Origin of the sequence: Virgibacillus sp. MSJ-26 (genome assembly GCF_018918075.1) — a bacterium.
Lineage (GTDB): Bacteria > Bacillota > Bacilli > Bacillales > Amphibacillaceae > MSJ-26.
The window spans coordinates 36,550-53,737 of the sequence record NZ_JAHLPW010000013.1 but is presented as its reverse complement, the minus strand read 5'-3'; the positions used below and the strand labels follow the sequence as shown (position 1 = coordinate 53,737).

The window sequence follows — 17,188 nt, the reverse complement described above, 5'->3', positions numbered from 1 at the left end:
AATATAAGAAATTAAAAAGCAGTACATTTGTCCAATGAATCAATATATTACGTAGGAAAATACATGGGGGAATGCGATTTGGAGAAATGGTATCAGTTAGATGTGGAACGAATTGAACAGAAGCTTCATGTTAGCACAAAAAGAGGACTTTCTTCAAAACAAGTGACTGAACGAAGGGAAAAGTTTGGGGAGAATACTCTAGAGGAACATAAAAAGTCTTCTAGATGGCTTATATTTATCAAACAATTTCAAGATTTTATGGTACTCGTTCTCCTAGCAGCAACATTAATTGCTGGTTTGTTAGGAGAATATATTGACGCTATTGCTATCATGACGATTGTGTTATTAAATGGATTTTTGGGATATTTTCAAGAACAAAAAGCAGAAAACTCCTTGGATAAATTAAGGGAACTATCTGCACCTCTTGCAAAAGTGTTTCGTGAACGTAAATGGGAAAAGGTGTACTCTGGAAAATTAGTCGTCGGCGATATTGTAAAAATACAGAGCGGTGACCGAGTTCCGGCTGATATTAGGATAGTCAAATCTTCTGGATTAGAAACTGAAGAATCAGCCTTAACAGGTGAATCACTTCCTGTTGTCAAACACGCATCTGCGATACACCAGGATCATTTAGACTCACAAGACCAGGTGAATATGGGTTTCAAAGGGACGCTTGTGACCAGAGGCTCTGGAATAGGAATAGTAGTTGGAACAGGAATGAATACAGCCATGGGGCAAATAGCATCTCTAATGGCAAGCACGGAAAAAGTTATTACGCCTTTAGAACGGAAACTAGCTGAACTTGGCAAGATATTAATTGCCGTCGCCATCTTTTTAACAGTTCTTGTAGTTGCAATAGGTATTTATCAAGGACATGCGGTTTATAATATGTTTCTCGCAGGTGTATCGCTCGCTGTGGCTGCTATCCCTGAAGGATTACCAGCCATCGTCACAATTGGATTAGCTTTAGGTGTGCAGCGTATGATAAGAAAGAATGCTATTGTAAGAGAATTGTCAGCTGTTGAAACGTTAGGTTGTGCCTCTGTTATTTGTTCAGATAAAACAGGAACAATGACTGAGAACCAAATGACAGTGAAGGAAATTTACCTTAATGGAAATTATATAAACGTAACAGGTGACGGTTATGATATCCGCGGAAATTTTTTATTAAATAATAAGAAGATAGATCAATCACACCCAAATCTTAAATCTATGCTATTGTATGGAATGCTCTGTAACAATGCCTCATTATATGTGAAAAAGGGAAAATACTATGTAGAAGGAGATCCAACCGATGGCTCTCTAATTGTTACTGCTAGAAAAATGGGGTTATCCGCAATGATGGGGGAAAACTACCAGATTGTGAAAGAAATTCCCTTTGACTCTACACGTAAGATGATGAGTGTTGTTATTGAAGACGAACATCAAATGCGTTATTTAGTAACAAAAGGTGCTCCAGATGTCGTTCTTCCTAGATGTTCTCATATTATCAATCAAAGAGGTACGTCTGTTTTAAAACCTCAGGATGAGCAAAATGTTAATGGGGCGATTGACCGAATGGCTAATAAAGCTTTAAGAACGATTGCCATAAGCGTTAAACCATTAAAAAAAGACACATCTCTAAATGCTGAGTTTTTAGAGAAAAATTTAACCTTCATTGGTTTGTATGGAATGATCGATCCTCCTAGAAAAGAAGTTAAAGCAGCAATTAAAGAATGTAAGCAAGCTGGAATCAAAACCGTGATGATTACTGGAGATCATGTTAAGACTGCTGAGGCGATAGCGAAAGATTTAGAGATGCTACCTCCAGGTGGATTAGTTTTAGAAGGCCGTCAAATGAACCAAATGTCGCTTGAGGAATTGGAAAATATTATTGAAGATGTTTATGTTTTTGCTAGGGTGACGCCTGAACACAAATTAAAAATAGTCCAAGCTTTACAAGACAAAGGCCATATTGTCGCTATGACAGGTGATGGTGTGAACGATGCACCAGCAATTAAAGCAAGTGATATTGGTATTAGTATGGGGCTAGGTGGAACTGACGTTACTAAGGAAGCTTCTAGTCTCGTACTGATGGATGACAACTTTGCAACCATTAAATCTGCTATTAATGAAGGACGGAACATTTATGAAAATATAAGGAAATTTATAAGATATTTGCTTGCTTCAAATGTTGGGGAAATACTTGTTATGCTTTTCGCTATGCTATTAGGGATGCCTCTACCTTTAGTTCCGGTACAAATACTTTGGGTGAATTTAGTAACCGATGGCCTTCCAGCTATGGCATTAGGACTGGATAAAAGTGAAGAAGATGTCATGAAACGAAAACCTAGAGCTCCACAAGAAGGGATATTTTCTAGGGGACTGGGGTATAAAATAATTAGTCGCGGGTTTTTGATAGGAATTTTCACATTGATTGCATTTATCATAGCTTATCAAAGTAATCCTAATGATTTAACATACGCTCGAACAATCGCTTTTACAACGTTAGTTTTAGCCCAGTTAATTCATGTGTTTGATTGCCGCAATGCCCATTCTATTTTTGATAGGAATCCATTTGAAAATATTTATTTAGTCTTTGCTGTCATTTCATCACTTTTGCTTTTACTCGTTGTAATATACTGGGAACCATTACAGCCGATTTTTCATACCACTGCACTTGGAATACGTGATTGGATGTTAATTGTCGGATTGGGTGCGCTTCCAACTGTCCTATTCGGTTTTAAGAAACAAAAGTAATTTAACAAAAAGCCTTCGTTTATGAGATACTTGCGAAGGTTTTTTGCACTTTCATTATTCACTGTTATAATAAAGTATATTTAATTATGGGATGTGGTACATATGGCAGAGAGCATGACAGGCTACGGTGTTGAGGCGAGAGATATCGAAGAGGCACACATAACAATTGAGATGAAAAGTGTAAATCATCGCTTTCTTGATATTAAAGTCAATCTCCCTCATCCTTGGAGCTTCCTTGAAGAAAAGATAAAAAAGATTATTAAGAATTACTTTTATAGAGGTAGAATAGAGGTTTATGTTATTATAGATAACGATTATTTTATTAAGAAAACATTAATGACTGATTGGAACTTGATGGATCAATACGTAAATCAATACAAACTAGCAAAGGAGCGTTACGGACTTACAGGTGATTTATCAGTTTCATCGCTATCGTCTATACCAGAGTTGTTTAAAATTCAAGAAGTTGAGAACCAACCTTCCGAATTGTTTGATTATATTCTTGAAACGACAGAACGTGTTTGTCAACAAGTTCAGGATAGTCGGAGTATAGAAGGTGAATATTTAAAAAAAGACATTAAAAACAGGGTAAATTCTGTACATAATATGTTATTATTAATTAAAGAGAGTCGACCACAAGTAATTAAGGATTACCAAGCGAGAATTTATGATCGAATAAAAGAATATACGTCTTATGCAATTAAACTCGATGATCAACAACTTCATCAAGAGATTTCTCTTTTAGCTGAAAAAGGAGATATAAGTGAAGAATTGACACGACTTGAGAGTCATATATCACATTTTAATGAAACGATAGACTCAGATAAACCTGTTGGGAGAAAATTAGATTTTATTATTCAGGAAATGCACAGAGAAATTAATACAATTGGTTCAAAATCCACAGATAATGAGATTAGTCGGCGTGCGATTGAAATTAAAAGTGAAATTGAAAAAGTCAAAGAACAAATACAGAATATCGAATAATCGTAACAGATTAAAAAATATATTTTACATAACTAGGGGGACCATAATGGGGTTACAATTAATTAATATAGGCTTTGGTAACGTTGTTTCAGCAAATAGAGTGATTTCAATAGTTGCACCAGAATCGGCGCCAATTAAAAGGATTATTACAGTAGCTAGAGATAGTAATAAACTAGTTGACGCAACCTACGGAAGAAGAACACGGGCAGTTATCATAACAGACAGTGATCATGTTGTGCTCTCCGCTGTCCAACCAGAGACTGTCGGACAAAGAGTGTTGACTCATGATGAATACGGAGATGAATAACCTTATTTTACTTTTTACTTATTTGCTATATTAGGAGGAAACACCTTGCTTATAGATGATAAAGGCATTTTATTTATATTATCCGGCCCATCTGGTGTTGGAAAAGGAACAGTTAGAAAAAGATTATTTGAGCAGCAAACAGATTTGAAATATTCCATTTCCATGACAACGAGAGACAAACGTCCTGGTGAAGTTGATGGCGTTGACTATTTTTATAAATCAAAAGATGAATTTGAACAGCTTATTAATGGAAATCAATTATTAGAATATGCTCAGTATGTCAATAATTATTATGGCACACCAAGGGAATATGTTGTTAATACTCTAGATAAAGGGTATGATGTATTTTTAGAGATTGAAGTACAAGGAGCCCTACAAGTCAAGAAAAACTTTCCTAACGGAGTCTTTATTTTCTTGTTTCCGCCGAGTCTAGAAGAACTGAAAAACCGGATTGTTAGTAGAGGTACGGAATCAAATGATTTAGTGACGAACCGTTTAAGGGAAGCGAAAAAAGAAATTGATCTAATGGAGGAATATGATTATGTCGTGGTTAACGATAATGTAGATCATGCAGTTGAAAAAATTCAATCCATTATTCAAAGTGAACATTGTAGGCGAGAAAGAATTGCTAAACAGTATAAAAAAATATTGGAGGATGAGTAACTTTGTTAGAACCATCAATTGATTCGTTGCAAGAGAAAATTAGATCCAAATACTCATTAGTCACTTTATCAGCTAAGCGTGCACGTCAGCTTCGTGAACATCAAAGCGGCACATCAGACCATCAAAAAGGAAAGACTTTTGTAAGCTTAGCGCTAGAAGAGATTCAACAAGGAAAACTGACACTTCAAGAAGAATAGAAAAAATGAGATCCCACGCCAAAAGCGGGGATTTTTTCTAATTTATAATAGTTATACGTTGATTAGAAACATGTAATTCATATAATGTGCAGCATCTAATGGACTGCCTCCAAAGCAAGCGTAATCACGACCGTCTGGGATCGCGCCGGGCGGATGCTTTCCGTGGTGCCAGGAAGAATTGAAGTTCATTCTTCCCACCTCAGCCTCCTCAGAAGCATAGAACACTTCTTGCAGGGTCTTCGGACTCGTGGGATTGCACTATCGTTTGCCCCATCGAAAACCATTTGCTTTTCCCGCAGGAGAACAAAAGCGCGGGGCGGCCCCTAGCTAGATGTGGCCAATTTCAGTATAAAGTTATCCACAGAAGTTTTAATGTTATAGTTTTTTTGTACAAGGATATTCCGCAGCGTTTGGATTACCGCTTACTTTAACAGGACGGGAAGAGAGTTTGAAACTATGTCGCAGTTTGTATCTACTATTCCTATTGATGTTCAATATTTTCTCAAGTGGGGGTGCTGAACTTTTTCTTAGGTAGTGAAACATAGTATAATTTGGTGTATAAGATATAATAAATGAAAATGGCAAAGGGGTTATAGAATGTTAAAACAGAAAAATATTTTACTGGGTGTAACAGGTGGTATTGCAGCATATAAGGCTTATGCTTTAACTAGTAAATTAACTCAATCTGGTGCTAATGTGAAAGTTGTTATGACCTCTAGTGCAACAAAGTTCGTGTCACCGTTAACTTTTCAAGCTTTATCACGAAATCCTGTTTATACAGATACTTTTGATGAAAAAGATCCGCAAAAAATAGCTCATATTGATGTTGCTGATTGGGCTGATATTGTTATTATTGCACCTGCGACAGCCCATATTCTTGGCAGACTAGTTAATGGTATAGCTGATGATATGCTTTCAACTGTTCTTCTAGCTACAACAGCTCCTGTTTATATCGCTCCTGCCATGAATGTAAATATGTACAAGCATCCTGCTGTGATACATAACATGAAGCAGTTAGAACAATGGGGTTACCATTTTATCGAGCCAGGTGCCGGATATCTTGCATGCGGTTGGATCGGAAAAGGTAGAATGGAAGAACCTGAGAGCATTATTGAAGTGATTAACAATCATCAAAAAAACTCTAACCTTTTAGCTGGGAAAAGAATATTAATATCGGCTGGTCCTACTCGTGAAGTTCTAGATCCAGTGCGTTATTTCACCAATAGGTCGTCAGGAAAAATGGGCTTTGCGCTTGCTGAAGCCGCTGCAAACTATGGAGCAGATGTAACATTAGTGACAGGTCCTGTTCATCTTCAAACGTCAAATAAACGAATCAAAAGAATTGACGTTATTTCAGCTGAGGAGATGTTTCAAGCAATGCATAAAGAATTTCCACATAATGATATAGTCGTAAAATCAGCGGCAGTGGCTGATTATCGGCCGAAAATAGTTTATGATGAAAAAATGAAAAAGAAAGATAACGGTCAAGTAGAAATAGAAATGGAACGGACAAAAGATATACTAGCCTCACTTGGAGAGAATAAAGCTCATCAATTTTTAGTTGGGTTTGCAGCCGAAACAACGTCCCCATTAGAGTATGGCGAGAAGAAACTAACAGAAAAAAACTTAGATGCAATCGTAGTCAATAACGTATCTACAGAAGGTGCAGGCTTTGAAGGAGATACGAACATAGCAACCTATTTAAACAAGCATTTGGAACAAGATGAGATAGGTCTTTCTTCAAAAAGAAAGGTTGCTGAAAACGTATTAAAGTTAATCATGAGAGATATGAAGGGTGAGTAGTATGAGAATTGCCCAAGTCATTGTGGATGTACCTACGAGTCAAGTAAATCAAACCTTTGACTATTCAATCCCTGAAAAATATCAAGAAATTCTATCGGTAGGCATGCGAGTCACCGTTCCATTTGGTCCTAGAAAAATAATGGGTTTCGTTGTCGGGATAAGTGATCACTCTACCTTTGATAATTTAAAAAATATAAGTAATGTACTAGATATAATTCCTGTACTGACTGAGGAGTTAATTGATTTAGGGAAATGGTTGGCTGAAGATACAGTGAGTTTTTATATTACAGCATATCAAGCTATGCTACCTCAAGTATTAAAGGCAGAGTATCAAAAAGAATTGGAGCGATTAACAGAAGCAGAACTTACCCCTGAGTTAGAACAGCTTTTTGCAGGACGTGATTTTATAAGTTATGAGGAATTTACTGCATCCCTTATCTCTTATCGACAACTTCAAAAAGCAATCCAAGCAGGAGACATTACTGTAAAATACCTTGTTAAATCAAGGATTACAAAAAAGCGTGTAACGATGGTCAGTCCAAAGAAAACAGCACATTTAATAGAAGAAGCTCTAGTAGATTTACCTAAAAATGCTAGGAAACAGCGTCTTGTCCTTGAGTACTTTCTTGATAATCCTAAAGAAATCGAACAAAACGAATTACTAAAACGTATAGACACGACCCAATCAACTATTAAAGCACTGAGTGATAAGAATCTACTTAAGACTGATCGAGTCGCGGTTTATCGAAATCCTTATGACGATAAAGCATTTAAAAAAACATTGCCTCTTACCTTAACAGAGCAACAAGAGATGGCTATTTCCCCAATTAAGGAAAAAATCATGACAAATGAACATGATGTCTTTTTGCTGCACGGTATTACAGGCAGTGGAAAAACAGAAATATACTTGCAAGCTATTCAAGACGTTATAAAAAAAGGACAAGAGGCTATCGTATTAGTACCTGAAATTTCACTGACTCCACAAATGGTTAATCGATTTAAAGGGAGATTCGGCTCAAATGTAGCTGTACTACATAGCGCTTTGTCAAGTGGGGAAAAATATGATGAGTGGCTTAAAGTTCAACGTAAAGAAGTAAAAGTAGTTGTCGGAGCTAGATCAGCTGTTTTTGCCCCTTTTGAAAATATTGGAATCATCATTATTGATGAAGAACATGAAAATTCTTATAAACAAGAAGATCAGCCAAGGTATCATGCAAGAGATGTTGCAATTAAACGAGGTAAGTATTACAATTGCCCAGTTATTTTAGGGAGTGCAACCCCAGCACTAGAATCATTTGCTCGCGCAAAAAAAGGGGTGTATCAACTTGCTGTCTTAGATAAACGAACCAATAATAAAGACATGCCTGCTGTTGAAATTGTTGATATGCGTAAAGAATTACATGCGGGTAACAGGTCAATGTTTTCGAGAGTGTTAAAAGAAAAAATTGAAAATAAACTTAAGCAGAAAGAACAAATCGTTTTATTGTTGAATCGGAGAGGGTACTCTACATTTGTAATGTGTCGAGATTGCGGTCATGTTAAAGAATGTCCTCATTGTGATATTGCGTTAACATATCATAAAAATAGTCATCGACTAAAATGTCATTACTGTTCCTATGAGGAACCAATGCCAGTCGTGTGCCCTGAGTGCCAGAGCGATTTAATCCGTTATTTTGGCACGGGTACGCAACGAATTGAAGAAGCATTAACCAAATTAATTCCCGAAGCCCGAGTTATCAGAATGGATGTAGATACGACGCGAAGAAAAGGTGCACATGAGAAGTTGCTTAACAATTTTTCAAGTGGGGAGGCCGATATATTGTTAGGCACCCAAATGATAGCGAAGGGACTTGATTTTGAAAATGTCACTCTCGTAGGAGTCTTAACCGCCGATTCAATGCTCCATTTACCAGATTTTAGATCGTCTGAGAAAACCTTTCAGCTATTAACTCAAGTGAGTGGACGAGCAGGTAGGCATGAACTACCTGGAGAAGTGATTGTTCAAACATATACACCAGATCATTATAGTATTGAATTAGCTAGTCATTACGATTATAATCAATTTTTTCAATCAGAAATGAGCATCCGTAAAACGTTTCGTTATCCACCATACGTCTTTTTAGTTCTTCTAACTGTGTCACACAAAAATAAAGTTAAAGTTATTCAAGTTACTCAAGAAATTGTACAAATGCTTCGACAAGATTTAAGTGATGATTCGACCGTTCTTGGACCATCACCTTCTCCGATTGCCAGAATGAAAGATCGATATCGTTACCAATGTATTGTAAAATATAAAAAAGAACCTGGTTTAAGAACTTGCATTAGGAAGATACTTAAACGATACAGGAGTGACATGCGTAAAGATGATTTAATGATCACAGTAGATATGCAACCCTATCAATTAATGTAAAGGAAGATGAGTGTGAAGAAGAAAAAAATTATTTTTATGGGAACGCCTGATTTTTCAGTTCCTATACTAACTGCTCTCGTAAATTCTGAATATGACATTGCCCTTGTGGTAACTCAACCCGATCGACCAAAAGGAAGAAAAAAGGTCATTACGCCTCCTCCTGTTAAAGTGGAAGCGGAAAAACATAATATTCCCGTCTTTCAACCTAAAAAATTAAGTAGTGATTATCAAGCTATTCTGGATTATGAACCAGATCTCATTGTTACAGCAGCCTACGGACAACTATTACCAAAAGAAATACTTGAAACACCACAATATGGATGTATTAACGTCCATGCTTCTATGCTGCCAGAATTAAGAGGAGGAGCGCCAATTCATTATGCGATTTTAGAAGGCAAAAGTGAAACAGGGATAACTATTATGTATATGGTTGAAAAATTGGATGCTGGTGATATTTTGACACAGCGATCAACCCCTATTGAACATAAGGATAATGTTGGCACGTTACATGATAAGTTATCGGAAATTGGTTCAACCCTCTTATTAGAAACACTACCAGCTCTATTTAAAGGAGAATTAACACCGATTAAACAAGATGAAAGCCAAGCAACGTTTGCAGCAAATATTCGGAGAGAACAAGAAAAAATAGATTGGTCTAAGTCTAATATCGATGTTTACAATCAGATTCGTGGTCTAAACCCTTGGCCAGTGGCTTATACCACTTATGAAAATAAGAATATGAAGATTTGGAAAGCGGAATTGGACAATAATGAATATAAAGGGAAGCCTGGAGAAATTATTAAAAAAATTATTGAAAAAGGTTTCGTGGTCTTATGCGGAAATAATAAGGGTGTTCTAATAACAGAAATTCAACCTGCAGGCAATAAACGTTTGACAGTTAGGGAATACTTATTAGGATCAGAGGAACGAATAAAAATAGGTGGAAAAATGGGTGAATGACGTGGCAAAATATGTTTTAAGAAATGCAATGTTGGATCTTTTACTACGAATCGAACAAGGCAGTGGCTATAGCCATTTATTGATTGACCATGAAATAAAAAAGAAACAGCTATCAGAAAAAGATATAGGCTTATTAACAGAAGTTGTGTATGGTACAATTCAACGCAAATTAACATTAGATTATTATTTAAGTAATTTTATTAAAACGAATAAAAAACAAAAACCTTGGGTACAGATGCTTCTTAGAATGTCAATCTATCAAATGGTCTTTTTAGATAAAGTACCCGCTCATGCTGTTATTCATGAAGCCGTTGAAATCGCCAAACAGAGAGGGCATAAAGGGGTGGCATCCTTTGTAAATGGTGTGTTAAGGAACGTACAAAGGCAAGGTGTTCCAGAGACGTCTTCAATTAAAGATCCAATCAAACGCCTTTCAATTGAAACTAGTCACCCAGAATGGATGATTATGCAGTGGATAAATGATTATGGTCTTAAAACGACTGAAGATATGTGTCGCGAAAATATGGAGCATAAACAAGTATCCGTTCGCATTCAACCTTTAAAAATCTCTCGGAAAGCTGCTATTAAACAATTAAATGATGAAGGATTTGTCGTTGAACCATCATTAATATCGAAACAGGGTCTTATTATTAAAAAGGGAAACATCGTCCAATCCCACCTTTTTCAAGAGGGTTATCTTACCATCCAAGACCAGAGCTCGATGTTAGTTGGCGAGATGCTTGACGCTCGACCAGGTATGTCAGTTCTTGATGCTTGTAGTGCTCCAGGGGGCAAAACTACACATCTAGCAGAAAAGATGGAAAATAAGGGTGTTGTGAAGGCTCATGATCTTCACAAGAAAAAAATCAATTTAGTCAACGAGAAGTCTTCCCAGCTTTCTCTGTCAATTATTGATGCCAGCCAGGCTGATGCTAGGGACTTAAATACTGTTTATGAGCAAGAAAGTTTTGATCGAATTTTAATTGATGCTCCATGCTCAGGTTTAGGTGTTTTAAAAGGAAAGCCTGATATTAAGTTTACTAAACAAGTTGATGATATCTATCAATTGGCACAAATTCAGATCGATATTCTCGAAAGTGTTTCCCCATTACTAAAAAAAGGTGGATTACTCATTTATAGTACATGTACAGTTAATCGCAAGGAAAATGAGTCTGTCATTCAATCATTTTTAAAGCATCACCCTAATTATGAAGTGGATAGAGCTTTTTTTGATACATTACCTGACAGCTTAAAAAACTCACTTGGGGAAACTGAAAATGGCTTACAATTATTTCCTCAAACATTTCAAACAGATGGTTTTTTCTTGACTCGATTGAGAAAAACGTTTTAATTGAAAGTAACATATTAGTCTAATTACTTTGCTTCATTAACAATATTTTGAAGGCAAGTGAAAAGGGGTGGAAAAATGATAGGTAAGTTTATAACTGACCGAGGACGCGTCCGTGCGCATAACGAAGATTCTGGTGGTCTTTATTATAATAATGGCGATCAACTTATGGCCGTTATAGCTGATGGTATGGGTGGTCACCTTGCAGGCGATGTGGCGAGTCAAATGGCTACAGATTTTATTGGTGAAAAATGGGAAGTAACAACTCACTTTGCCTCACCTGAAGCAGTTGAAAAATGGCTTGGTAAAGTATTAAAAAAAGCAAATCAATCGATACTTAAAAAAGCACAAAAGAATAAAGAATGCCAAGGTATGGGTACCACGGTAGTCATTTCTGTTTGCACAGATGAATTTATAACCATCGCTCACATTGGAGATAGTCGCTGTTATATGTTAAGTGCAGAAGGCTTCAAGCAAGTGACTGAAGATCATTCATTAGTTAATGAACTTTTACGTACAGGCCAAATATCAGAATCTGATGCAGAACACCACCCTAGAAAAAATGTTTTATTAAAAGCATTAGGTACTGAAGAAAATGTACAAGCAGATATCAAAAGTCTTGGTTGGGAAAAAAATGATAAATTACTTTTATGCTCTGATGGTCTAGCCAACAAGGTTCTAAATGATGAACTTGCTGATTATGTTAATCAGAATAAATATATCCAAGATATAGCACAAGATCTCGTTCATTTAGCAAATGAGCGTGGAGGAGAAGATAATGTCTCTTTAGCTATCATCGAACATAAATTGTCTGAGCAAGTTGGTGATGATCCATGTTAGATGGTCGCTTGCTAAACGAGAGATATCAAATTATTAGAACAATAGGTGGGGGAGGTATGGCTAATGTTTATTTAGCCAAAGACCTTATTCTAAATCGTGACGTTGCAATTAAAGTACTTCGCCTAGAATTTTCTAATGATGAGGAATTTATTGCAAGATTTGATCGTGAAGCACAATCAGCGACAAGCTTATCTCATCCAAATATTGTTAATATATATGACGTAGGTGAAGAAGATCATATTTTATATATGGTAATGGAATATGTTGATGGAATGACGCTTAAAGAATATGTCCAACAACACGGACCGATTGATGTTTCAGAAGCAATTCGGATTATGAAACAAATCACATCGGCGATTGCTCATGCTCACGAAAATAACATCATCCATCGTGATATTAAACCGCAAAATATTATGATAGATACATATGGAAATATAAAAGTAACTGATTTTGGAATAGCGATGGCGTTGAGTAATACAGCTTTAACGCAAACAAATTCGATTCTAGGCTCGGTTCATTATTTATCCCCTGAACAGGCTAGGGGAGGGATGGCCACTAGAAAATCAGATATATATTCGTTAGGTATTGTTTTCTATGAACTATTAACCGGGAGACTCCCTTTTTCAGGTCAATCTGCTGTATCTATCGCTTTAAAACACTTACAAAGTGAAACACCATCAGTACGGCAAATTAATCCTAGTATTCCTCAAAGCGTAGAGAATGTTGTATTGAAAGCAATGGCAAAAGATCCTTTTCATCGTTATGAAGATGTCTATGCTATGGAAGAAAGTTTAAACCATGCTCTTGATTCAGACCGCCTCAATGAAGAAAAGTATGTACCACCAGAAGAAGATGGGGATGAGACAAAAGCCATTCCTATTATTACAGACCAACAACAGGAATTTGATGAACACCAAGATACACTCGTTCATCAACCATCAGAAGACACGAAAAAGGTGGAGGAAAATAAAGTAAAACCAGCTAAAAAGCCAAAGAAATCCAAACCGAAAAAGAAACGTAAGAAAAAGTGGGTAATAATTATTATTTTGTTGTTTTTATTACTTGCAGGCAGTGCAATTGCATTTTTCACTTTATTAACACCGAAAGAAGTCCAAGTCCCTGATTTGACCGAAATGGAATATGATGAAGCTGTAGAAGCACTAGAAGAAATTAATCTCCAGGCAAAAGAAGAACAAATCTTTTCAGATGAGATTGAAGAAGATTTAGTGGTGAAGACTAGTCCGAAAGCAGGAAAAACTGTGAAAGAAAATTCCACTGTGACCGTTTATGTTAGTGATGGAAAAGAAAAGGTAGCGTTTGAAGATTACGTAGGTAAAGATTTTACGCAAGTTAAACGTGTCCTTGAAGATCAAGGTTATGAAGTGATTGCCTATGAAAAATACTCTGATAAACCTGAGGGAGAAATCATTTCTCAGATACAGCCTGTTCCAGATACAGAGGTAGTACCTGGTGATACAAGAGTGATCTTTGAAGTTAGTAACGGACCAGAAAAGATTAGTCTTAATAATTTAAAAGGAATGACAGAAGGTGAAGCGAAAGAGTATTTAGAAAAAGTAGGTCTTTCTATGAATAAAGAAGAAGAACATTCCGAATCTACACCAAAAGGTGAAGTTATACGGCAAAGCCCTGAATCAAACACAGCGTTAGAAAAAGGGGCAACGGTCGATGTATATATATCAATTGGGCCTGAAGAAAAACCACCTGCCTCCCACTCTGTTACGTTTACTGTACCTTATACTCTTGATCGAGAGGAGGATGAGGAGGAAGATGAATTAGAGCCTCAAACAGTGAAAATTTACATCGATGATATGAATCACTCTATATCAGAGGTTTACAAGGAAGAAGATATTAATGAGGATTCTGAGTACACCATTACATTAACAATTGAACCCGGCAAAGTTGCTGATTATAAAGTGGTGCGCGATGATGATATTATTATTGATAAATCTGTGCCTTATGAGGAAGGTGACTAAATGCAGGAAGGAAGGATTATAAAATCATTAAGCGGTTTTTATACCGTTAGCAATCAAAATGGTACGTATGAATGCAAAGGCAGAGGCGTGTTTCGCAAAAGAAAAGTTACACCCTTAGTCGGAGATATCGTCCAATTTGAATTAGATGAAAACGAAGAAGGCTATATCAAAGAAATTGAATCAAGAAAGAATGAACTAGTACGTCCACCAATAGCGAATGTTAATCAGGCAATCACAGTCAGTTCTGCTAAAGAGCCTGATTTTAGTACTAAATTATTGGATCGATTCCTAGTACTAATTGAATCTATTGGTATTCAACCTATAATTTTAATTTCAAAAACTGATTTAGCAAACGAGGAAGAACTCTATAAATTAGAGAAATTTAAGAAAGATTATCGAAACATAGGCTATGAAATTCAATTAGTGTCCAAGAACAACGTAGAAGATGCCAAATTAATACGAGACTACTTACCTAATCAAATTACTGTTATAGCAGGACAATCGGGAGTTGGAAAGTCTTCTCTCTTAAATGCAGTTTTACCATCATTGAATTTAAAAACATCTGATGTATCAAGCAGTCTTGGTAGAGGCAAGCATACTACAAGACATGTGGAATTACTGAATATTAACGGTGGACTTGTTGCAGATACCCCTGGTTTTAGTTCTTTAAACTTTGATAAAATTGAACAAGAAGAACTTACTGATTTCTTTCCAGAAATGAAGGAAATAAAAAATCAATGTAAATTTAGAGGATGTATGCATGACAAAGAGCCAAAATGTGCGGTGAAACAAGCTGTTGAACAAGAAAATATTACAACGTATCGTTATGAACATTATTTAGAATTCCTAACTGAAATACGATCGAGAAAGCCGAGGTATTGATAATGACAAAAATCGCACCATCAATTTTATCAGCAGATTTCTCCAAATTAGGTGACGAAATTAAAGATGTGGAAAAAGGAGGAGCGGATTATATTCACGTAGATGTCATGGACGGCCATTTTGTCCCAAATATAACAATCGGACCATTAATCGTGGAAGCTATTAAACCAACAACCACTCTTCCTTTAGATGTTCATTTAATGATTGAGAATCCTGATAATTATATTCAAGCGTTTGCAGATGCAGGGGCTTCAATTATTACAGTCCATCAAGAAACGTGTGTTCATTTACATCGAACGCTTCAGCTTATTAAGAATGCTGGAGTTAAAGCAGGCGTGGTTATTAATCCAGCTACTCCAGTGGAAATGATAAAAGACATTTTACCAGAAGTTGACTTGGTTTTAATTATGTCTGTTAATCCAGGCTTTGGTGGGCAGTCATTTATTCAACATGCCGTTCAAAAGATTGAACAAGTAAAGAATTATCGTGAGCAGTTGAACTTATCTTTTGAAATTGAGGTTGACGGAGGCGTCAGTGTTGATACAGCGAAACTATGTACAGATGCTGGAGCAGATGTATTAGTGGCGGGAAGTGCAATTTTTAATAAGGATAACCGAAAAGATGCTATTCAAGCAATCCTATCAGCAACGAAACACAAGGAATGAACTAAATGAAAACCATTGGAGTTATGGCAAATGGACCTGAAGAATTATTACCGGATTTAAGTGATTTAAAAAATGAGATCGATATCTGGATTGGAGCTGATGGTGGAGCGTTAACGTTAATGAAAAATAATATAAATGTTGATTATGCAGTTGGAGACTTTGATTCCATCACTTCACAAGAAAAAAATATGATAAAAAAATCTGCAAATCACTTTTATCAGTATCCAAGTGAAAAAGATGAGACAGACCTAGAAATTGCTCTTAATAAAGCATTTGATTTAAACACCGAAAAGATTTATTTATTTGGGGTAACAGGTGGGCGACTTGATCATACACTCATTAATATCCAAACGCTTTTCACTATAAAGCAGCGAAATATTCAGGCAATCATTATTGATCGTCTTAATAAACTGGAGATAACAGAGCCTGGAGAACACGATGTCTTATATGAAGAAAAGTATCCCAATATCTCGTTTATCCCATTGACCCCTGTTGTCAAAGGGATAACATTAAGTGGGTTTTATTACCCTTTAATCGATGAAAACCTCTCCATAGGGTCAACTCTTTGTATTTCTAACAAGCTTCTTTCAAAAAAAGGTACTTTTTTATATGAAGAGGGCATATTAATACTTGTAAAGAGTCGTGATTCAACTGTCAATCCGATTCCATAGTAAGTTTGCATGGAAATAGAGGAGGGGGAACTCATTGAAATTTTATACTATTAAACTCCCAAGATTTATTGGTGGATTTGTCCGTGTGGTCATCAGTGTATTTAAAAAGGATAAGTAAAACATTTTTGCTTTTGTCATTTATTTGACGAAAGCTTTTTTCTTTAAACCGTTCATATAGATTTTTAACACTCAGTTGATAAAAACTGCGACATAACTTCAACGAAGACTCTCTTCCCGTCCTGTTAAAGTAAGCGATAAGACGAACGCTACGGAAAAAACGCTACGCTTTCCGTGGGCGGCTGATGAGCCTCCTCGAGCTACGCTCTCTGGGGTCTCATCTAGGCCTCAGCTCCCACAGGAGTCTCCGCATTTTTTCCTCCGCTTATAGTAACTTTCTTTCGTGATATGAAGAACTGTAATAATCAATCTACCGAAATATGCTTAATTGTAAATCGTAGAGTCTATAATAACGTAGGCAGAATACGAAGACTCAACCGGGAAAAGCAAATGGTCTTCGATGGGGCGAACGATAGTGCAGTCCCACGAGTCTGAAGACCCCACAGAGAGGATACTACTTGAATAATCTTCTTTGCTTCCTTGCGCCGGGGAAGCCTGCTGCGTAGCGTTACTAGAAGACACAGGCGCACATACGGTTTTCACGAGGAGGCTGAAGAGGGAAGAATGAACTCCAATTCTTCCTGGCACCGCGGAAAGCGCGTCCGACC

The 17,188-nt window shown here is 36.5% G+C and carries 15 protein-coding genes; all 15 read left to right on the top strand.

From position 1 onward, the window contains the following. Positions 1-78 precede the first annotated feature (78 nt). The 15 genes from KQI49_RS12835 to spoVM all read left to right on the top strand — a co-directional run bounded on the left by KQI49_RS12835 (position 79) and on the right by spoVM (position 16,581). Complete coding sequence (locus tag KQI49_RS12835) at positions 79-2,739, top strand: calcium-translocating P-type ATPase, SERCA-type (protein WP_253286824.1); 2,661 nt, start codon at positions 79-81, stop codon at positions 2,737-2,739. A gap of 102 nt (positions 2,740-2,841) precedes the next feature. Then, positions 2,842-3,723 (top strand): YicC/YloC family endoribonuclease, encoded by an 882-nt coding sequence (locus KQI49_RS12830; RefSeq protein WP_216489534.1) that lies wholly within the window; start codon positions 2,842-2,844, stop codon positions 3,721-3,723. 46 nt (positions 3,724-3,769) lie between these two features. Further along, positions 3,770-4,030 carry an extracellular matrix/biofilm regulator RemA gene (gene remA, locus KQI49_RS12825; RefSeq protein WP_216489533.1) on the top strand — a complete coding sequence of 87 codons (261 nt, stop codon included), beginning with the start codon at positions 3,770-3,772 and terminating at the stop codon, positions 4,028-4,030. A 45-nt stretch (positions 4,031-4,075) separates the two neighbouring features. Then, entirely contained in the window at positions 4,076-4,693 is a 618-nt protein-coding gene (gmk, locus tag KQI49_RS12820) for a guanylate kinase (protein WP_216489532.1), read from the top strand. Positions 4,694-4,695: 2 nt separating this feature from the next. After that, on the top strand, positions 4,696-4,890 hold the full coding sequence (gene rpoZ / locus KQI49_RS12815) for a DNA-directed RNA polymerase subunit omega (RefSeq protein ID WP_216489530.1): 195 nt from the start codon (positions 4,696-4,698) through the stop codon (positions 4,888-4,890). A gap of 597 nt (positions 4,891-5,487) precedes the next feature. After that, on the top strand, positions 5,488-6,693 hold the full coding sequence (gene coaBC / locus KQI49_RS12810; protein WP_216489528.1) for a bifunctional phosphopantothenoylcysteine decarboxylase/phosphopantothenate--cysteine ligase CoaBC: 1,206 nt from the start codon (positions 5,488-5,490) through the stop codon (positions 6,691-6,693). A 1-nt stretch (position 6,694) separates the two neighbouring features. Beyond that, the gene (gene priA, locus KQI49_RS12805) at positions 6,695-9,103 is read left to right on the top strand and encodes a primosomal protein N' (protein WP_216489526.1); all 2,409 of its coding nucleotides are present in this window, start codon (positions 6,695-6,697) and stop codon (positions 9,101-9,103) included. Between the two features lie 12 nt (positions 9,104-9,115). Next, the gene (gene fmt / locus KQI49_RS12800) at positions 9,116-10,063 is read left to right on the top strand and encodes a methionyl-tRNA formyltransferase (RefSeq protein ID WP_371817571.1); all 948 of its coding nucleotides are present in this window, start codon (positions 9,116-9,118) and stop codon (positions 10,061-10,063) included. Between the two features lies 1 nt (position 10,064). Next, the gene (gene rsmB / locus KQI49_RS12795) at positions 10,065-11,414 is read left to right on the top strand and encodes a 16S rRNA (cytosine(967)-C(5))-methyltransferase RsmB (protein WP_216489618.1); all 1,350 of its coding nucleotides are present in this window, start codon (positions 10,065-10,067) and stop codon (positions 11,412-11,414) included. Positions 11,415-11,489: 75 nt separating this feature from the next. Continuing rightward, positions 11,490-12,251 (top strand): Stp1/IreP family PP2C-type Ser/Thr phosphatase, encoded by a 762-nt coding sequence (locus KQI49_RS12790; RefSeq protein WP_216489523.1) that lies wholly within the window; start codon positions 11,490-11,492, stop codon positions 12,249-12,251. Continuing rightward, the gene (gene pknB, locus KQI49_RS12785) at positions 12,245-14,245 is read left to right on the top strand and encodes a Stk1 family PASTA domain-containing Ser/Thr kinase (protein ID WP_216489522.1); all 2,001 of its coding nucleotides are present in this window, start codon (positions 12,245-12,247) and stop codon (positions 14,243-14,245) included. Before KQI49_RS12790 ends, pknB begins: the two co-directional genes overlap by 7 nt. Next, positions 14,246-15,127, top strand: coding sequence for a ribosome small subunit-dependent GTPase A (rsgA, locus tag KQI49_RS12780; RefSeq protein WP_216489521.1), 882 nt, complete (start codon positions 14,246-14,248; stop codon positions 15,125-15,127). Positions 15,128-15,129: 2 nt separating this feature from the next. Further along, entirely contained in the window at positions 15,130-15,792 is a 663-nt protein-coding gene (gene rpe / locus KQI49_RS12775) for a ribulose-phosphate 3-epimerase (protein WP_216489520.1), read from the top strand. 5 nt (positions 15,793-15,797) lie between these two features. Then, positions 15,798-16,463: a thiamine diphosphokinase gene (locus KQI49_RS12770; RefSeq protein WP_216489519.1), complete on the top strand. Its 666-nt coding sequence runs from the start codon at positions 15,798-15,800 to the stop codon at positions 16,461-16,463. A gap of 34 nt (positions 16,464-16,497) precedes the next feature. Next, a complete protein-coding gene (spoVM, locus tag KQI49_RS12765; RefSeq protein WP_216489617.1) occupies positions 16,498-16,581 on the top strand; it encodes a stage V sporulation protein SpoVM in 84 nt (27 codons plus the stop codon). Positions 16,582-17,188 lie beyond the last annotated feature (607 nt).